General features: G+C 65.6%; 17 protein-coding genes. 10 read left to right on the top strand and 7 right to left on the bottom strand.

Features of this window, described 5'->3' with window-relative positions:
* Positions 1-2: 2 nt before the first annotated feature.
* Positions 3-2,162, bottom strand: coding sequence for a transketolase (gene tkt / locus ACXJKC_RS01475; RefSeq protein ID WP_456694890.1), 2,160 nt, complete (start codon positions 2,160-2,162; stop codon positions 3-5).
* Positions 2,163-2,246: 84 nt separating this feature from the next.
* Between tkt and ACXJKC_RS01470 the strand changes: the two genes are divergently transcribed.
* Both ACXJKC_RS01470 and ACXJKC_RS01465 read left to right on the top strand, forming a co-directional pair.
* Positions 2,247-3,194 carry a heme o synthase gene (locus tag ACXJKC_RS01470; protein WP_456694889.1) on the top strand — a complete coding sequence of 316 codons (948 nt, stop codon included), beginning with the start codon at positions 2,247-2,249 and terminating at the stop codon, positions 3,192-3,194.
* Positions 3,195-3,215: 21 nt separating this feature from the next.
* Complete coding sequence (locus tag ACXJKC_RS01465) at positions 3,216-4,241, top strand: hypothetical protein (RefSeq protein WP_456694888.1); 1,026 nt, start codon at positions 3,216-3,218, stop codon at positions 4,239-4,241.
* 89 nt (positions 4,242-4,330) lie between these two features.
* Here ACXJKC_RS01465 and ACXJKC_RS01460 read toward each other — a convergent pair whose 3' ends face one another.
* The 4 genes from ACXJKC_RS01460 to ACXJKC_RS01445 are packed head-to-tail and all read right to left on the bottom strand — an operon-like array spanning position 4,331 to position 7,728.
* Entirely contained in the window at positions 4,331-5,104 is a 774-nt protein-coding gene (locus ACXJKC_RS01460; RefSeq protein ID WP_456694887.1) for an inositol monophosphatase family protein, read from the bottom strand.
* Positions 5,101-6,015, bottom strand: coding sequence for a COX15/CtaA family protein (locus ACXJKC_RS01455; RefSeq protein ID WP_456694886.1), 915 nt, complete (start codon positions 6,013-6,015; stop codon positions 5,101-5,103). Before ACXJKC_RS01455 ends, ACXJKC_RS01460 begins: the two co-directional genes overlap by 4 nt.
* A gap of 4 nt (positions 6,016-6,019) precedes the next feature.
* Positions 6,020-6,796: an ABC transporter permease gene (locus ACXJKC_RS01450; RefSeq protein ID WP_456694885.1), complete on the bottom strand. Its 777-nt coding sequence runs from the start codon at positions 6,794-6,796 to the stop codon at positions 6,020-6,022.
* A complete protein-coding gene (locus ACXJKC_RS01445) occupies positions 6,793-7,728 on the bottom strand; it encodes an ABC transporter ATP-binding protein (protein ID WP_456694884.1) in 936 nt (311 codons plus the stop codon). Before ACXJKC_RS01445 ends, ACXJKC_RS01450 begins: the two co-directional genes overlap by 4 nt.
* 50 nt (positions 7,729-7,778) lie before the next feature.
* Here ACXJKC_RS01445 and ACXJKC_RS01440 point away from each other — a divergent pair, with 50 nt between their 5' ends.
* Positions 7,779-8,864, top strand: a complete 1,086-nt coding sequence (locus tag ACXJKC_RS01440; RefSeq protein ID WP_456694883.1) for an ATP-dependent DNA ligase — start codon at positions 7,779-7,781, stop codon at positions 8,862-8,864.
* A 25-nt stretch (positions 8,865-8,889) separates the two neighbouring features.
* Here the strand turns inward: ACXJKC_RS01440 and ACXJKC_RS01435 are convergent, their stop codons facing one another.
* A complete protein-coding gene (locus tag ACXJKC_RS01435) occupies positions 8,890-9,669 on the bottom strand; it encodes a GTP pyrophosphokinase (RefSeq protein ID WP_456694882.1) in 780 nt (259 codons plus the stop codon).
* A gap of 80 nt (positions 9,670-9,749) precedes the next feature.
* Here ACXJKC_RS01435 and ACXJKC_RS01430 point away from each other — a divergent pair, with 80 nt between their 5' ends.
* On the top strand, positions 9,750-10,316 hold the full coding sequence (locus ACXJKC_RS01430; protein ID WP_456694881.1) for a YdeI/OmpD-associated family protein: 567 nt from the start codon (positions 9,750-9,752) through the stop codon (positions 10,314-10,316).
* 6 nt (positions 10,317-10,322) lie between these two features.
* Here the strand turns inward: ACXJKC_RS01430 and ACXJKC_RS01425 are convergent, their stop codons facing one another.
* Positions 10,323-11,366 carry a DNA polymerase domain-containing protein gene (locus ACXJKC_RS01425; protein WP_456694880.1) on the bottom strand — a complete coding sequence of 348 codons (1,044 nt, stop codon included), beginning with the start codon at positions 11,364-11,366 and terminating at the stop codon, positions 10,323-10,325.
* 66 nt (positions 11,367-11,432) lie between these two features.
* Between ACXJKC_RS01425 and ACXJKC_RS01420 the strand changes: the two genes are divergently transcribed.
* The 6 genes from ACXJKC_RS01420 to ACXJKC_RS01395 all read left to right on the top strand — a co-directional run bounded on the left by ACXJKC_RS01420 (position 11,433) and on the right by ACXJKC_RS01395 (position 18,677).
* The gene (locus tag ACXJKC_RS01420; protein WP_456694879.1) at positions 11,433-13,568 is read left to right on the top strand and encodes an MMPL family transporter; all 2,136 of its coding nucleotides are present in this window, start codon (positions 11,433-11,435) and stop codon (positions 13,566-13,568) included.
* A gap of 162 nt (positions 13,569-13,730) precedes the next feature.
* Entirely contained in the window at positions 13,731-14,963 is a 1,233-nt protein-coding gene (locus ACXJKC_RS01415; protein WP_456694878.1) for a DUF2786 domain-containing protein, read from the top strand.
* A gap of 63 nt (positions 14,964-15,026) precedes the next feature.
* The gene (locus tag ACXJKC_RS01410) at positions 15,027-15,734 is read left to right on the top strand and encodes a helix-turn-helix transcriptional regulator (protein WP_456694877.1); all 708 of its coding nucleotides are present in this window, start codon (positions 15,027-15,029) and stop codon (positions 15,732-15,734) included.
* A complete protein-coding gene (gene sufB, locus ACXJKC_RS01405) occupies positions 15,731-17,179 on the top strand; it encodes a Fe-S cluster assembly protein SufB (protein ID WP_456694876.1) in 1,449 nt (482 codons plus the stop codon). The genes ACXJKC_RS01410 and sufB overlap by 4 nt, the downstream gene beginning before the upstream one ends.
* A complete protein-coding gene (gene sufD / locus ACXJKC_RS01400) occupies positions 17,176-18,360 on the top strand; it encodes a Fe-S cluster assembly protein SufD (RefSeq protein ID WP_456694875.1) in 1,185 nt (394 codons plus the stop codon). The genes sufB and sufD overlap by 4 nt, the downstream gene beginning before the upstream one ends.
* Positions 18,357-18,677: a non-heme iron oxygenase ferredoxin subunit gene (locus tag ACXJKC_RS01395; protein ID WP_456694874.1), complete on the top strand. Its 321-nt coding sequence runs from the start codon at positions 18,357-18,359 to the stop codon at positions 18,675-18,677. Before sufD ends, ACXJKC_RS01395 begins: the two co-directional genes overlap by 4 nt.

Genomic DNA, 18,677 nt, shown 5'->3' with positions numbered 1-18,677 from the left:
CGTCAGTGTGAGAGGTCCGGGAGGACGGGCCCGGCCGGACGGGCGTGGAACGGGGCCGACGGTTCGCCTGCCGCCGCCGCGATCGAGTCCTTGGCTGCTGTGACAACGGCGTCGGCGGTGATACCGAACTTGTCGTACAGCGTCTGGTAGTCGGCCGAAGCACCGAAGTGCTCGAGGCTCACGATGCGTCCGGCGTCGCCGACGACATCGCGCCAACCCAATGAGATGCCGGCCTCGACGGAGACGCGGGCGCGAAGCGACGGCGGGATGACGCTGTCGCGGTAGTCGGCGTCCTGCCGCTCGAACCATTCACGCGAGGGCATCGACACGACACGGGCCGCGATTCCCTCGGTCGCGAGCTGTTCGCGGGCGGCGACGGCCAGCTGCACCTCGGAACCGGTGGCGACCAGGATGACGTCGGGGGTGCCGTCGGTGTCGAGCAGGATGTAGGCGCCCTTCGCGACGAGGTCGGCCGAGGCATAGCCGTCGGTTCCACGCGGGAACGTCGGCAGGTTCTGCCGGCTCAACGCGAGCGCCGACGGACGGTCGGTGTGCGTCATGATGGTCTTCCAGGCGACGATCGTCTCATTGGCATCTGCCGGACGGATGACATCGAGGCCGGGGATCGCGCGCAACGAGGCGACGTGCTCGATCGGCTGGTGTGTCGGGCCGTCCTCGCCGAGGCCGATCGAGTCGTGGGTCCACACATACGTGACGGGCAATGCCTGCAGCGCCGCGAGACGGACCGACGGGCGCATGTAGTCACTGAAGACCAAAAATGTTCCACCGTAGGGGCGGGTCAGGCCGTGCTGCACCATGCCGTTCATGATCGCGCCCATGGCGTGCTCGCGGATGCCGAAGTGCAGCACCCGGCCGTACTCGGTGCCCTGGAACTTGTCGGTCGACCACTCAACGGGAATGAACGACGGTTCGCCCTTGGGCGTCGTGTTGTTGGAGCCGGCGAGGTCGGCCGAGCCACCCCACAGCTCTGGCAGTAGGGGAGCGGCGGCGGTCAGGAAGTCACCCGAAGCGACACGGGTCGCGACGCCCTTCGAGCTGGCTTCGTAGGTCGGCAGCTCGGCGTCCCAGCCCTCGGGCAGGGCGCGGGTCGACAGACGGTCGAGCAGTTCGGCGGCTTCGGGCGAGGCAGTGCGCCAGGCGTCATATGACTTCTGCCACTGCGCGTGGGCCTCGGCGCCGCGATCGCCGGCGGCCTGGGTGTGCGTGATGACATCGTCGTCGACGAAGAACGTCTTCTCCGGGTCGAAGCCCAGCAGCGTCTTGGTGGCCTTGATCTCATCGTCGCCGAGCGCCGAACCGTGCGATCCGCCGGTGTTCTGGGCGGTCGGGGCTGGCCACGCGATGATCGTGCGGAGTTTGATGAAGCTCGGCTTGTCGGTCACTGCCTCGGCCGCCTGGTAGGCGTCCCAGAGGGCCTGGACGTTCTCTTCGTAGCCGGTGCCGCCATTGGTCCAGTCGACGGTCTGGACATGCCAGCCGTACGCCTCGTAACGGGCAGCGACGTCCTCGGTGAACGCGATGTCGGTGTCGTCCTCGATCGAGATCTTGTTGTCGTCCCACAGGACCGTCAGATTGCCGAGCTTCTGGTGCCCGGCGAGCGACGACGCCTCGGCCGAAACGCCTTCTTGCAGGTCGCCGTCGGAGGCGATGACGTACACGCGGTGGTCGAAGGGGCTCTCACCCGCGGCGGGGTGCGGATCGAGCAGCCCACGCTCACGACGGGCGGCCATCGCCATGCCGACAGCGTTGGCGACGCCCTGACCGAGCGGGCCGGTCGTGACCTCGACACCGGGCGTGTGGCCGTACTCGGGGTGGCCGGGGGTCTGGCTGCCCCAGGTGCGCAGGCTCTTGAGATCGTCGAGCGTCATGGGATAGCCCGCCAAGTACAGCTGGATGTACTGGGTCAGGCTCGAGTGGCCGCACGACAGCACGAACCGGTCGCGACCGATCCAATGCGGATCGGTCGGGTCGTGGCGCATGACCTTCTGGTACAGCAGGTACGCGGCCGGTGCCAGACTCATGGCGGTGCCGGGGTGGCCGTTGCCGACTTTCTGCACGGCGTCGGCGGCCAGGAGTCGGACCGTGTCGACGGCCTTCTTGTCAAGGTCGGTCCACTCGAGGGCGGGAGTTCCTGACGTCACAGCGGTGGCTCCTGATCATGATGCGAGTTATGTCATTGACGAGCGGCGTAGGCCGTCATACCGAGCCTACTCGCGTCCATTAGAATGGCGAACGTGACCGCCGTTGATGTCAAGACAGCTGCTACCGCTGACGCTCCCGCATCCCTGCCATTCGGCGAGGTGATCAAGGGATATGTCGCGCTGACCAAGCCGCGGATCATCGAATTGCTGCTGCTCACGACGGTCCCCGTGATGTTCCTTGCACAAAAGGGCGTGCCGCCGTTCTGGCTGGTCATCGCGACGTTCGTGGGAGGAGCGCTCTCGGCCGGCAGTGCCAATGCGCTCAACTGCGTCGTCGATGCCGACATCGATCAGAAGATGCGTCGCACCTCGCGCCGGCCGCTGGCACGTCATCAGATCCCGACCCGCAATGCACTGATCTTCGGTCTGGTGCTGGCTGTCGTGTCGACACTGGTGCTCGGCATCTTCGTCAACTGGCTGTCGTCGGGTCTGGCCTTGGCCGCGAATGCCTTCTACGTCTTCGTCTACACCATGATCCTGAAGCGCCGCACCAGCCAGAACATCGTGTGGGGCGGGGCCGCAGGCTGCTTCCCGGCGCTGATCGGCTGGACGGCCGTCACCGGCGAGCTGGCCTGGGCACCGGTTGTGCTGTTCGCGGTCGTGTTCTTCTGGACGCCGCCGCACACCTGGGCGCTCGCGATGCGCTATCGCGAGGACTACTCCGCGGCCAACGTCCCGATGCTGCCGTCCGTGGCTCCCGCCGCCGAGGTGGGTCGACAGATCGTCCTGTACAGCTGGGCGATGTTCGCGACGTCTCTGGCGCTGTGGCCCGTCGCCGGGACCGGATGGTTCTATCCCGCCGTCGCGATCGTGCTTGGCATCGTGTTCATGGTCGAGGCCTATGACCTCAAGTCCCGTGCGCAGGACACCGAGCAGTTGTCCATCATCAAGCCGATGCGACTGTTCCACTACTCCAATGCCTATCTCGCATTGCTGTTCGTGGCGGCCGCGGTCGATCCCTTCCTGCGTTGAGTCAGCCCTGAGGTGACGCCGTTGCCGCCGCATCGACTGGTTCGCGCGCAAGCGGCATCGGAGCTCGGTCGGCATCGCCGGGTGGGCCTGCGGGGAGTGCTGTCCCATCTGAACCGCACAGCGCAGCATGCCGATGTGCCTGCCGAGGCCGCGACATCCGCGATGGTCTGGGATGCGGTCGACCAGGACTCGACCAGGTGGTTCCCGCAAGGCATCACGACGTCCGCTGACGCGTACGGGCCCGAGCCGACCGGCGGGATGTTCGAGGGCCACGACGTCGTGATGACGAGCTGGTACGGCCGTGGCTGGATCGGGCGCCGGCTCGGATCACGTGTCTCGGTGATCGACTGGAAGGACGACGCGGCTCCGCGCTATCGCCACGTGCTCCTGGTCGAGCCGCGACGCCGGTGGGGATTCTCCAGGCTGCGCCGGGTGAAGATCCATGCCGGCGGTATCGTCTGGTACGGGGAATATCTGTTCGTTGCGGGCAGCTCGACCGGCATCCGGGTCTTCCGGCTCGATGACATCGTCCAGGTCCGCAATCGGCTGCGCACCGGGGGCTACCGCTACGTCCTGCCGCAGTTCACGTTCTACGCCGCCGAACACGATGAAGCGTCCGGGCCCCTGACGTACTCCTTCATGTCGCTGGACCGGCGCGGTTCGGCCGATCATCTCGTCGCGGGGGAGTACGGGCGCAAGGGCGGCAGTCACCGTCTGGTCAGTTATGCGATCGACGCGGAGACCGGCTTAATGCGAGGCGACGAGCTGGGACGATCGACACCCACGGACCTGCACGATCGACAGATCGTCCGCATGCAAGGAGCGGTCGTGGCGGACGGTCGATGGGTCGTGACGTCGAGCAATGGCGAGGGTCAGCCGGGCGATCTGTGGATCGGACGACCAGGTGAGTTCACCCGGCACCGTGGCGTGTTGCCGACCGGACCGGAGGACATCACCTACCTGCCCCAGCGGCGTCAGCTGTGGACCCTGACGGAGTGGCCCGGCCGACGTTGGGTCTACGCGATCGACTTCGACCGCTGGCTGTGAACCCGCGAGTGGTGCAAAACCGGCCCCGAGTGGTGCGCTTCGGACAGACACGCCGTCTCAGGACGTCCACAATCCAGCACTCGCGGATCTTAGGAGGTGACGAGGCGCTTGAGTAATTCTTCGACCGATTGCTGGTTGCCGGCCAGGTGCCAGCGATGGCCGCGATGCTCCACGACTTCGGTACGTCCGCCTGCTGCCGTGACGAGCGCCTGACCGGGCAGCCAGTCCCATGCGGGAACCGAATGCTGGGCCCAGACGCCGATCCGTCCGCTGGCGACGCCCGACAGGTCCAACGAACCCGATCCGAGCAGGCGGGGGGTTGCGACACCACTGACCATTGCGAGCCATGGCTCCAAGACGTCTGGGTCGGTCAGCGTCGTGGGATGCACGTAGGTCGCTAGGCTGACCTGGTCGAGCGGTTGATCCGACAGGCGGTCGACCAGAACGCCGTCGACGGTCGTCGGCAGACCGCGCCCGCCGATCCAGGTCTCGCCGCCGACGGGCTGGTGCACCGCGCCCAGTACCGCACCGTCCGCGTCGCGCAATGCCAGCGCGCTGCACCAGTAGGCGAGCCCCGAGGCGAAGTTGTAGGTTCCGTCGACCGGGTCGATGACCCAGGTGCGTCCGCTGGTGCCGTCGTGTGATGCACCTTCTTCGCCGAGGATCCCGTCGTCCGGCCGTGCCAGGCGCAGGGCGTCCGTGACGAGCTTCTCAGCCGCGTGATCGGCGGCCGTGACGACATCTGAGACCGACGTCTTCTGGGCGATGTCGAGCCCCTGAGAGCGCATGTCGGCGGCAAGTCGTCCGGCGATCTGCACGAGCTCGACCGCGAGTTCGGCATCGCTTTGATTGGTGTCGATCATGTGCGCACCCGGGTGTCCGAACTGCCCACGGGCACAGACCTGGTGGGCGCGATCACGTCGATCAACAGGCGAGTGCCGATGGCCACCAGGACTGCGGCGCCGACCAAGTGGGCCGCGACCAGCGCGATGGGCAAGTCGGTGAAGTACTGCACGAAGCCGATCAGGCCCTGCGCGAGCTCGGCGACGAGCAAGGTCACCACGAGGACGCGTGCGGTGGTGTTGCGCAGCAGGTAGCAGCACACCAGTGTCAGAGCTATCAGCGCGTAGACGCTGAACGCGTGCACGTGGCTCATGACCTGCGGGTCGAGGCCGTTGCGGGGTGCCTCGTCGTCGCCGGCATGCGGCCCGCTACCCGTCACGATCGTGCCGAGGTAGACCACGATCCACAACACGGCGTACGTCACGACGACGAGCAGACGCGTGCGACTGGTGTGGACGGTCGATGCGCCGCCGCGCACGCGGACGACCAACAGCACCGAAGCCGACACGAGGATCAGCGACAAGATCAGGTGCAGCGCCACGATCCACGGGTTGAGGTCGGTCAGCACCGTGATGCCGCCGATGACTCCCTGGAACGGGACGCCCAAGGCGATCACCGCAGCCAAGCGGCGCAGTTCGCGGCTCGTGCCGGACCAGCGCCACACCGCCACGAACGTGGCGACCACGACCGCGATCAGGACGTAGGTCAGCAGCCGGTTGCCGAATTCGATGAGACCGTTGATGCCGAGCTCGCTGTGCGGGACGAATGACTCTTCCGTGCATTTGGGCCAGGTCGGACAACCGAGGCCTGAACCGGTCAGGCGGACGAGCCCGCCGGTCAGGATGATGACCGTGTTGGCGATGACGGTCGCCCAGGCCCATCGGTGGACGGTGGACGTCTCGGCCCGCCTCAGGCCTAGATCGATACCCATATGTCTATTCCCATTTGAAGGTCCTCGAGACCATGAGACTTGCGCACACGGTCCAGATGAGCAGTACGACGGTGGAGAACGCGGAGGGCCCGTGGCCGGCGAATGTGTCGCGCAGGCCTTGGCCCAGCGCGCCGGAGGGCAGCAGCTGCAGCGCATGGCTGGCGGCTTCCGGGTACCGGCTCAACGGCACGAGCAGCCCGCCGCCGACCAGAAGAAGGACATAGACCAGGTTCGCGACCGCGAGCGTCGCCTCGGCGCGCAGGGTTCCGGCGATCAGCAGGCCGAGCGAGCCGAAAGCGGCGGTGCCGAGCACGATCATCAGCAGGAACTGGGCGACCGCGGTGAGCCCGCCGTGTGGCTCCCACCCGAGGGCGAAGCCGACGCCGGACAGCACCGCCAACTGGAGGATCTCGATGATCACGACGGCGCCGATCTTGCCGAACAGCAATCCCCATCGGGGCAGGGGCGAGGCGCCGAGTCGCTTGATGATGCCGTAGCGGCGTTCGAAACCTGTGGCGATCGCCAGTGAGGTGAACGAGGTCGACAGCACCGCGAGCGCCAAGATTCCCGGCGTGATGATGTCGATCGTGCGGCCGGGGCCCAGGTCGACGATCGACTTGGCTTTGGCGCCGAGCACCAGCAGCACCAACGGGATGACCATCGTCAGCAGGACCTGCTCGGCGTTGCGGGTCTGCAGGCGCAACTCCATGACGGTCTGCACGCGCAACATCGTGGCGCGTGACGCCGCACCCGGCTTGGGCGTCAGGTCGAGTGCCGTCATCGCAGCGCCTTTCCGGTCAGTTCGAGGAACCGGTCCTCGAGGGTCTGCCGTTCGACGAGCAACGACTCGGTCAGCACGCCCTGATTGGCGCACCACGCGGCCAGCGTCGCCAGGAGCCCGGGATCGACCTCTCCGGCGATGACATAGGAGCCGGGGTTGATCTCGTCGACCTTGGTGTCGTGCGGCAGTGCCAGCATCAGGCTCTCGAGGTCGAGCCCCTCACGGGCCGTGAACCGCACAGTGTTCTTGGCGCCGGACGCGGAGAGCTGTGCGGGAGATCCTGAAGCGATGACCTGGCCCGAATCCACGATGTGGATCTGGTCGGAGAGCGCTTCGGCCTCATCCATAAAGTGGGTCGTGAGCACAGTCGTCACACCGCTGTCGCGCAGCTCGGTGAGCAGGTCCCAGGTCGAGCGTCGCGCGGCCGGATCGAGGCCGGCGGTCGGTTCATCGAGGAACAACAACTCGGGACGTCCCACGATCGCCATCGCGAGACTGAGCCGCTGCTGCTGACCTCCGGACAGCCGGCGATAGGGCGTCTTGCCGTACGAGCCCATTCCCAGCCGGTCGATCAGCAGGTCGACATCGAGCGGATGCGCATGCAGCGAAGCGATGTGGCGGAGCATTTCGTACGACCTGGCGCCTGACCACGCACCGCCTGACTGGAGCATGACGCCTACTCGTGGGCGGAGGAGATGGCCCTCGGCTACGGGATCCAAGCCCAGAACACGGACGTTTCCGGCGTGCGGTGTCCGGAAACCCTCGCACGTTTCGATCGTGGTGGTCTTTCCCGCGCCGTTGGGACCCAGGATCGCGGTGATGGTTCCGGTCTCGACGGTCAGGCTGAGCCCATCGACCGCGGTCGTTGCGCCGTATTGCATCACGAGGTCGACGACCTCGACGGCGGACACCTCTCTAGCCGGCTCAGTCACCCCAGAAGTATAGGTGTCGTGAATCTGCGAGCCGCCTTAGGCTGTGCTCCATGGATCTGCCCGTGATGCCGCCGCTGAAACCCATGTTGGCCAAGTCGGTCAAGGGAGTGCCTGCCGCAGACTCGATCGATGGTGGCCTCTCGTACGAACCCAAATGGGACGGCTTCCGCTGTCTGGTGTTCCGCGACGGCGGCGAGGTTGTCCTCGCGAGCAGATCGACCAAGGAGCTGAACCGGTACTTTCCCGAGATCGTCGAAGCGGTGCTGGCCCAGACGCCGGAGCGTTGTGTTCTGGACGGTGAGATCTTCCTGGCGGTCAAGGGGAAACTCGAATTCGAGCTGCTGTCGCAGCGGATCCATCCGGCCGCCTCGCGGGTGAAACTCTTGGCCGTCGAGACGCCGGCTTCATTCGTGGCATTCGATCTGCTGGCCGTGGGCGATGAGTCGTTGATCGACGAGCCGTTCGCGGTGCGACGAGCCAGGTTGGAGACCGAATTGGCCTCGGCTGTCGCCCCGGTGCACGTCACGCGCACCACGACGGACTCTGCTGTGGCGCAGGAGTGGTTCGGAATCTTCGAGGGCGCAGGCCTCGACGGGGTCGTGGCCAAGCCGCTCGCGAAGGCTTACGCGCCCAATGGCCGCACGATGCTCAAGATCAAGCACGCGCGGACCGCCGACGTCGTGGTCGCGGGGTACCGACTGCACAAGACCTCTACCGACGAGCGACCGCTCCTGGGGTCGCTGTTGCTCGGGCTGTACGCCGACGACGGGATGTTGCAGCACGTCGGCGTCGCGGCGTCGTTCACCGAGGCCCGCCGTGCCGAGCTGATCGCCGAACTGGCCCACCTCGTGGTCGACGGAAGCGATCACCCGTGGAGTCAATGGCAGGACCCGGATGCTCAAGCGGCTTCGCGACTGCCCGGCGGGCAGAGCAGGTGGACCGGGAACAAGGACCTGTCATTCGTCCCGCTCGCGCCGACACAGGTCGCCGAGGTCGGCTACGAACACATGGAGGGGGACCGGTTCCGTCACACCGCCCAGTTCAAACGCTGGCGCCCCGACCGTGAACCCGCATCGTGCACCTACGAACAGTTGGAGGAAGTCGCCAAATACGATCTGGCCGACGTCCTCAGCTGACCCAAGATCCGGTGATGGGCCGAGGTCAGGGAGCCATGCGGCGGAGCCGTTCGAGGAAGTCCTCGCCCGGTACGACGTCGCTGCTGGCCTGCAGTTTGTGTTTGAGGTCTGGCGGCAACTCGCCTGACGTCATGACCTCGGTGTGCAGCCGTTCCATCGTGGCGTCGAGTTCGCCGGCGGTGTCGGCGGCCTGACGTAGGCCGTCGACCAATGAGTCGGGGATGTCCTGGCGGTACTTGTAATGGATCTTGTGCTCGAGGCTGGCCCAGAAGTCCATCGCGATGGTCCGCCACTGGACCTCGACCAGAACGGGCACCGCGCCGTCGGTCATGAACACCGGAACCTCGATCAGCGCATGCAAGCTCCGGTAGCCATTGGGCTTGGGATCGGCGATGTAGTCGCGCACCTCCACGACCCGCACGTCGGATTGTCCCGTCAGCAGGTCGAAGACACGGTAGACGTCAGAGACGAAACTGCATGTCACCCGTACGCCGGCGATGTCGGTGATCCGCTCGGCGATTGACTCGAAAGTCGGATCGCAGTTCTTGCGACCCATCTTCTCCAAGATGCTGTCGGGCTTCTTGAGCCGCGACGAGACGTTTTCGATCGGGTTCGTCTGGTGCAGGTGGGCGAATTCTTCGCGCAGGATCGACAGCTTGGTCGTGATCTCCTCCATCCCGAACTTGTAACGCATCATGAATCGAGTGAAGTCCTGGCGGAGCTCGGCGGCGTTCTCGTAGGCGAAGGCACCCGTCGGTTGTTCGATGAGACGGCCGAGATCGATACTTGCGGGCGTGGTGTCCACCTGACCAACTGTAGACACGCGGCCCATGCGTCGGCTGTGAGACCGTCATCACACCGATTGACGGTTCTATTCTGAAGCCCATGACCGCCATGGACGACGCCGAGCGATTCCATCCCGCTTCGCTGGAAGACTGGCGTGCCTGGCTGGCCGAGCATCACGCGCGCGGGCATGGGGTCTGGCTCGTGTTCTGGCGACGCTCGTCGGGCGGGCCGGTCATGGAGTACGAGGACTCCGTCCTGGAAGCGCTGTGCTTCGGGTGGATCGACTCGACCCGCAAGGTCCTGGACGACAACCGGGTCATGATGTGGTTCGCCCCGCGCCGACCCCAGAGCACCTGGGTGCGCAACAACAAAGAACGAGTTGCCCGGTTGGAGGCGGAAGGACGCATGCAGCCGGCAGGGTTGGCGCTGGTCGCCGCTGCTAAAGCCAATGGCATGTGGAACGTCTTCGACGATGCCGAGGCGGGCGTGCTGCATCCAGCTCTCAGTGCTGCCCTCGCGGATGAGCCGTCGGCCTCGACGGCTTGGGACGCGCTCACCCCGGCGCAGCGCAAACGTCACCTGATGGACCTGGCGCTGGCCAAGACGCCGACGATACTGGCCAAGCGGGTCGATGCGGTGGTCGCCACGCTCCGGCAGAGCCAGTAGTCCCGGCTACTCCTTCTTGGCCTTGCTCGGCTGGACCCGCTTGGGTTCGCCCGGCATCTTCGGATATTCCGGGGGATAGGGCATCTCGGTCGGATCGGCGTCCCAGAGTACGAGCAGCGGCTCCAGCGAATGCTCCACATCGTCCATCTCGGCCCAGGCATCGCCGTCGGCGGCAAGCTTGTCGGGCACGGTGTGCAGCGTGAACACCCGCGGGTTGTCGAGATCGGCCAGCTCGTCCCACGTCACCGGCATCGAGACCGTGGCGCCGGGTGAGGGCCGCAGACTGTACGCCGAGGCGATCGTCCGGTCGCGGCAGTTCTGGTTGAAGTCGACGAAGATGTTGTCTCCGCGCTCTTCCTTCCACCAATGTGTCGTCACTCCGGTGGTGCGCCGTTCCAGTTCACGTGCGAACGCGATCGCGGCATGCCGGACGTCGGTGAACGTCCACTTCGGTGCCACTCGCGCGTACACATGGATGCCCCGTTTGCCGCTGGTCTTGGCGAAGGCCCGGATCCCCAGCTCCTCGAAGAGCTTCCTGGCCACATCGGCCACACGCACCGCATCGGCGAACGTCGCCGAACCGAACGGGTCCAGGTCGATGCGCAACTCGTCGGGACGGTCGTTGTCGATGCGACGGGTCGGCCAGGGATGGAAAGTGATCGCGCCCATGTGCGCAGCCCACGCAGCGACCGCGATCTCGGTCATGCACATCTCGTCGGCCACCCGGCCCGACGGGAACAGCACCCGGGTGCTCTCGGCATAGTCGGGGGCGCCGCGCATCATCCGCTTCTGATAGAACGCATCGCCGTGGCTGTCGCTGCGAGTCGACATGACCATGTCTTCGCGAACGCCCTTGGGCCACCGCTCGAGCGCGACGGGGCGGTCCCGGAGCGCTCGCATCAGACCGTCCTCGACTGCGACGTAGTACTCGGCCACCATCAGCTTGGTGACCTCGGGGGAGAACTCGGTGGTTTCGAAGATGACCCTGGTCGGGCTCGAAATCCGCACAGAACGTCCGCCTGCTTCGATCTCGACCGCATCGTTCGCCATGGCTTCACTGTAGATGCGGGCGTGTCGTCTTTCGCTGTACCTGCAACTTCTTCTAGTGTCGTGGGCATGTTCTCAGCGCTCGGACGGTTCGTCGCTCGTCATCCCTGGCAGGTCATCATCGCGTGGATCGTGGTGGCCGTCGTCGTCATCCTGACAGCTCCCAAGCTGACCTCCACGACCGACGAGGCCGAGTTCCTGCCCAATCACTATGAGTCGATCAGGGCTCTCGACCTGCAGAGCAAGGCCTTCCCCGATCGCACGGATGTCGGCGCGATCATCGTGTTCGACCGTCAGGACGGCGGTGAGTTGACTGCCGCGGACTCGGCGGCCATCGGAAAGATCGCGAGCAGGCTGGATGCCAAGGGCATCGACCAGTTCGGTGCGATCGCAGCGTCTCCGCCGTCGGAGAACAAGCTCGTGCAGACTGTGCTCGTCAGTCTCGACAAGGACGCTGATCCGTTCGGCACCAAGATCCTCGACAGTGCCAAAGAGCTCCGTGCCGAGCTCAAACCACTGGTCAAGGACACCGATCTGCAGGCAGGTGTCACCGGCTCGGTCGCGCAGAGTCTCGACTCACAGGAAGCGTCCTCGAACGCCGAGGCGATCGTCGGCATCGCAACGATCCTGTTGATCGTCATCTTGCTGCTCGTGATCTTCCGTAGCCCGATCATCGCGTTGATGCCGATCGTCCTGATCGCGATCATCTCGATGGTGGCGACCGGCCTGATCGCCTTCGCCAACGAGGTGTTCGGTCTCCAGGCCGACAGCTCGATCCAGGTCATCTTGATCGTCGTCCTGTACGGAATCGGCACCGACTACATCTTGTTCTTCCTGTTCCGCTATCGAGAGCGGCTACGCCAGGGAGAAGACAGCAAAGTTGCAGTCGCGCAGGCGGTCGAACGGGCCGGCGAAGCTATCGCCTCGGCCGGCGGCGCGGTCATCGTGGCGTTCATGGCGCTGATCTTGTCGACCCTCAGCATCTTCCGGTCGATCGGTCCTGCGCTGGCGATCGCGGTCGCGGTGACGGTTGTCGCGGCGCTCACTCTGGTACCGGCCGTCGTCTCCCTGCTGGGCACCAAGATCTTCTGGCCGTCCAAGGCCTGGAAGGTCGAGCCCGAGGGAGCGCGGTTCGGCGCGGTCGGCGACTCACTCGGTCGGCATCCGGTGCGCTTCGCGCTGGCGTCGGGTCTCGTACTGGCCGCGCTCGCGGTGTTCGCCTTCGGTTTCAAACCGACGTTCGACCTGACCGACACGGGCGTGCCCAAGACCGCCGAGTCGACTGTCGCGCTCAAGACACTGCAGAAGGGCCTGCCACCAGGAGCTACCGATCCGACCGCGGTGTTCTTGACCAGCAAGGACGGGGAACCGCTCGATGACGCGGCGGTGACCCGGTTCGCGACTGATCTGGGCAAGGCCAAGGGGATCGCGCAGGTCGCGCCGGCGACGCTGTCGGAGGACAAGGCGACCGCGGTGTTCAGCGTCCTGCTGGATGCCGATCCGACATCGGATGCAGCGTTGGCCAACGTCAAGGGACCGATCCGGTCGACTGCCCACGCGGCGGCGTCGGATGGCGCGGAGGCTCTGGTCGGCGGTACGACGTCGGTGTTCGTCGACCTGCAGCGCGCCATGAACCGCGACTATTCGGTCGTGTTCCCCGTGGCGGCGGTCATCATCATGGTGATCTTGGCGCTGCTTCTGCGAAGCCTCGTGGCTCCTTGGTACCTGATGGCGTCGGTCGGTCTGGGCTTCGGTGCGACGTTGGGTGCGACGACGCTGCTGTTCCAGCAGATCAAGGGCGAGGACGGCCTGATCTTCATGTTGCCGATCTATATCTATCTGTTCGTGGTGGCGCTCGGCACCGACTACAACATCTTGATGATCGCGCGATTGCGTGAGGAAGCGCGTGAAGGCAGGAACTCGCGCGATGCCGCGGCGCACGCGGTCCGGCACGCCGGACCCACGGTTGCCGCAGCAGGTCTGATCCTCGCCGGGACGTTCGCCTCGCTGATGCTCGGTGGCAACGCCTTGCTGATGTCGATGGGCTTTGCGATCTCGTTCGGCATCATCGTGTCGGCATTCGTCATGGCGATGTTCTTCACTCCGGCCCTCACGGCTCTGATCGGGCATGCGGCATGGTGGCCCGGACACGGGGACCGTTCTGCCGACGAAGGCGAGCAGGAGAAGGTCGGCGCGACCCGTTGACGGGCCGGCCTGTGGACAACCGGACCGACGGCTGAGGGCGATGTCCTCGGCCGTCGCAAGGATGTCGATATGAGCCAAAACAGCCGACAGCGAAGAGATGCCAGACGACGAGCTCAGGGCCGGGTAAGACGCCCTGTGCAGCCCCCATCACAGTGGACGGCGGTGCGTGGCGCCCCGCCGCCCTCGGTGGCAGAACTCGTGCAGTTGATCGAGATCGCCAGGCGGTATGCCGTCGCCTCGCCCAAGGCCGCCGTGCCGCGTGTCGAACTGCTTGTGGAGTTGGGCGCGTCCGCATCCGATCCGCACCTGGATCCGGCCGTCATGGTCATGGGTCAGATCCTGTCGCGGCTCACCCAGGTGTGGGAGCTCGGCTGGCAGCCACACGATCTGGTGCACGCGACCAAGCGGCGGGCCTCGGCGAAGACGGCCACCTGGCTGGCCCGTGCGGTGCTGCTCGAGGCTGATCGCGCTGGTGCCGTCGAGCGCGCTCCGCAAGCCTGGGTCGATCAACTGTCGGCTCTGGCGGATCGCCACGGCCACCCCACCCGGCCCGAGACCTTGCTGGGCACCGGGGGCCGCGCCTCGATCGACGAATGGACCGTCGCGCTCGTCGCGATGGACTTCCTCCACCGCCTGCCACCATCGCAGCTGCTCCTGCCGCCACCTTCGAGGTGGGATCAGCCGCGACATAGCCCCAGGGCGGCCACGCCTCGCACCGGCGAGCAGGCCAAGACCCTCACCAAGATCCGGGCCTTGTTGGCCAAGGCCGAATCGACCGAATTCACCGCCGAGGCTGAGGCCTTCACGGCCAAAGCACAGGACTTGATGACCCGTCACTCGATCGATGAGACGTTGTTGGCCGATGAGGCCGGGCTCGACTTCGAAGTCGCCGGACTGCGGGTCCTGATCGACCATCCCTATGCCTCCGAGAAGGCCAGCCTGTTGCATGTCGTCGCCCGGGCCAACCGGGCCCGAGCGGTGTGGAGTGACTTCGCGTCCCATGCGACGCTGCTGGGAGCGCCCATCGACGTCTCCCAAGTAGAGATGTTGTTCACATCGACGCTGGTTCAGGCGACGCGTGCCATGACGCAGGCGGGGGAGACATCACACGGAGCTGATCGCCGTTCGGGGTTTCGCAAGGCATTTCTCACCGCTTACGCCGTTCGGATCGGTGAACGGCTCGCCGGGGCCGACGACGCGGCCGCCAGATCGTATGGCAGCGCACTTGTCCCGGTATTCCAGCGCCAGGCCGAGGCGATCGAAGAAGAGCTCGAACGGCTCTTTCCGCACATCACGACGGGCTCGTCGAGGTCCTCCTATGACGTGCGCGGCTGGAACGCGGGTCTTCGCGCCGCCGACCAGGCGGTCTTGCCGGCTGCCGAGGTCGAAAGATGAGGGCTGCCTCACTAAGGTTCACCTTCGTTGAAAGCGTTTGTCGATTAAAGGCACACTTATCTTGTGAAAAACATTGGGCCGTCGCAGACGCCCGCTGCCGAGGTGGCAGCGGACGATGCGCCGACCCGCGAGAAGGTCGCTACGACGCTGCTGACCAAAGGGCCTTCGACGGCCGCCGACCTGGCGGTCGAGCTGGGACTTACTCCGGCAGCGGTGCGCCGCCACCTCGACCAACTCCTGGCTGACGGGATCATCGAAGCCCGTGACGAGCGGATCACCGGCCAGCGCGGACGGGGACGTCCCGCCAAGGCGTTCGTCATCACCGATGCCGGTCGCGATCACTTCAGCCATGCCTACGACGATCTCGCCGCAGACGCGTTGAGGTTCCTGGCCGACACCGTGGGCACGGATGCGGTCAAGGCATTCGCACAGCACCGCCTGCTCGACCTGGAAGATCGGTACCGGCCGTTGCTTGCGATGGCCGATCCCGCACAGCGTCCCCAGATTCTGGCCGAGGCACTCAGCAAGGACGGCTTCGTAGCGTCCAGCAGCACCACGGGTGCGGGCACCCAGATCTGCCAGCACCACTGCCCGGTCGCCCACGTGGCCGAGGAGTTCCCGCAGATGTGCGAGGCCGAGACCGAGATGTTCTCGCGTCTTCTCGGCACGCACGTCCAGCGACTCGCGACGATCGCCCACGGCGACGGCGTGTGCACCACCTACCTACCCGCTCTACCTGTTGTTTCCACCACAGAGAGGTTGACCTCATGACGACGACGTCGCACGAGAGCACCGTTCCGAACGCGATCATCGAGGCCAATCCCGGCCTCAAGGATGTCGGCCGCTACGAGTTCGGCTGGTCCGACGGCAATGACGCCGGTGCCAACGTCCAACGAGGTCTCAGCGAGGCAGTCGTCCGCAATATCTCGGCGCTCAAGAGCGAGCCCGAGTGGATGCTCGACCTGCGCCTCAAGGGCCTCAAGCTGTTCGGCCGCAAGCCCATGCCGACCTGGGGTTCGGACCTCGGGGGCATCGACTTCGACAACATCAAGTACTTCGTGCGCTCGACCGAGAAGCAGGCCGCCACGTGGGACGATCTGCCTGAAGACATCAAGAACACGTACGACCGCCTCGGCATCCCCGAGGCCGAGAAGCAGCGCCTCGTCTCCGGTGTCGCCGCGCAGTACGAGTCCGAGGTCGTCTACCACTCGATCCGCGAGGACCTCGAGGCCCAGGGCGTGCTGTTCCTCGACACCGACACGGCGCTCAAGGAGCACCCCGAGCTGTTCCGCGAGTACTTCGCGACGATCATCCCGGTCGGCGACAACAAGTTCTCCGCGCTCAACTCCGCGGTCTGGTCGGGCGGCTCGTTCATCTACGTGCCCAAGGGCGTCCACGTCGACATCCCGCTGCAGGCCTACTTCCGCATCAACACCGAGAACATGGGGCAGTTCGAGCGCACCCTGATCATCGCCGACGAAGACTCCTACGTTCACTACGTCGAGGGCTGCACGGCGCCGATCTACTCCAGCGACTCGCTGCACTCGGCGGTTGTGGAAATCATCGTCAAGAAGGGCGCTCGCGTCCGCTACACGACGATCCAGAACTGGTCGAACAACGTGTACAACCTCGTCACCAAGCGCGCCGTCTGCGAAGAGGGCGCGACGATGGAGTGGGTCGACGGCAATATCGGCTCCAAGGTCACGATGAAGTACCCGGCGGTCTACCTCATGGGCGAGCACGCCCGTGGCGAGACGCTGTCGATCGCCTTCGCCGGTGAGGGACAGCACCAGGACGCCGGCGCCAAGATGGTGCACGCGGCACCCAACACGTCGAGCTCGATCCTGTCGAAGTCCGTGGCCCGTGGCGGCGGACGCACGTCGTACCGCGGTCTGCTGCAGGTGCTCGAAGGCGCCGAGGGCTCGGCCAGCACGGTCAAGTGCGACGCGCTGCTCGTCGACCAGATCAGCCGCTCCGACACCTACCCGTACGTCGACGTCCGCGAGGACGATGTGACGCTCGGCCACGAGGCCACGGTCTCCAAGCTCAGCGATGACCAGCTCTTCTACTTCATGTCACGCGGCATGGAGGAGGACGAGGCCATGGCGATGATCGTGCGCGGCTTCGTCGAGCCGATCGCGCGCGAGCTGCCGATGGAGTACGCCCTCGAGCTCAACCGTCTGATCGAACTTCAAATGGAAGGAGCAGTCGGTTGAGTCTCGCCGAAGCTCTGGAGCTCTCGCCTGTCGAGAGCCACTTGCACCCCGAGGGGTCCTTCGACCTCGACGACCACCCTGTGCCGACGGGTCTGGAGGAGATCTGGCGGTTCACCCCGCTCAAGCGCCTCCGCGACCTGCACAAGGACGAACCGCTCGACGGTGACGACTACAAGGTCGAGGTCGACGCCGCACCCGGTGTGACCGCCGTGTCGGTGCCTGCCGCCGACTCAGCGCGCGGTGTCTCGGGCTACGTGCCCGTCGACCGCGTGTCGGCCCGTGCCTGGGCTGCCGCGAAGTCAGTCTTCGAGATCACGATTCCGGCCGATGCCGAGATCGATCAGCCCACGACTGTGCGACTGCACGGTGGGGGCATCGAGAAGGCCGCAGCCGGTCACTTATTGGTGCGCGCTGGTCAGTTCTCCCGCTCCGTTGTCGTCGTCGACTACGACGGTTCGGCGACCTGGGCCGAGAACATCGAGGTCGTCGTCGAAGACGGTGCCCAGCTGACCTTCGTGACGATCCAGGACTGGAATGACGACAGCGTCCACGTCGTCACCCAGCACGCGACAGTCGGTCGCGACGCCGAGTTCCGCCACGTCGCGGTTTCGCTCGGCGGAGACGTCGTGCGTGCCAGCACATCGGCCGACTACCGCGGCACCGGCGGCAGCGTCGAGATGCTCGGCGTCTACTTCGCCGATGCAGGGCAGCACATCGAACACCGCCTGTTCGCGGATCACACAGCTCCCCGCACCAAGAGCAACGTCGAATACAAGGGCGCGCTGCAAGGCGAAGGCGCTCACACGGTGTGGATCGGCAATGTGCTGATCCGCAAGGAAGCCGAAGGCATCCTGACGTACGAGAGCAATGACAATCTCGTGCTGACCGATGGTGCCAAGGCCGACTCGGTGCCCAACCTGGAGATCGAGACCGGCGACATCGAAGGCGCGGGACACGCGTCCACGACTGGCCGCTTCGACGACCAGCACCTGTTCTACCTGCAGAGCCGTGGCATCCCCGAAGAGGAAGCCCGGCGCCTCGTCGTGCACGGCTTCTTCAACGACATCATCCGTCGTATCGGCGTGCCGTCACTGCAGGAGCGTCTCGTGGCCTCGATCGAGACTGAGTTGTCACAGCATCTTGGGCTCGCCGAAACGCACGTAGGACGCCTCGAAGGATGAGCTTCGTTGAAGCCGCGCAGCTGGCCGACGTACCCGAAGGGGGAGCGCTGGCCGTCGAGATCGACGGTCAGGAGCTCGCCCTGGTACGCAACGGCGACGATGTCTACGCGATCCGCGACGAGTGCTCGCACGCCTCGATCCCGCTGTCCGAAGGCGATGTCGAGGGTTGCGAGATCGAGTGCTGGCTGCACGGATCGCGTTTCGACCTGCGTACCGGCAAGCCACTGAACCTCCCAGCCACAGAACCCGTACCCGTTTACCCCACCCAGATCACCGGAGACGTCGTCATGGTCGACCTCTCCGCCGACAGGAGCTGA

The sequence above is a fragment of the Aeromicrobium sp. P5_D10 genome (assembly GCF_054049535.1).
The sequence above is the reverse complement of the archived record's forward strand: the minus strand, read 5'-3'. Positions and strand labels throughout refer to the sequence as shown.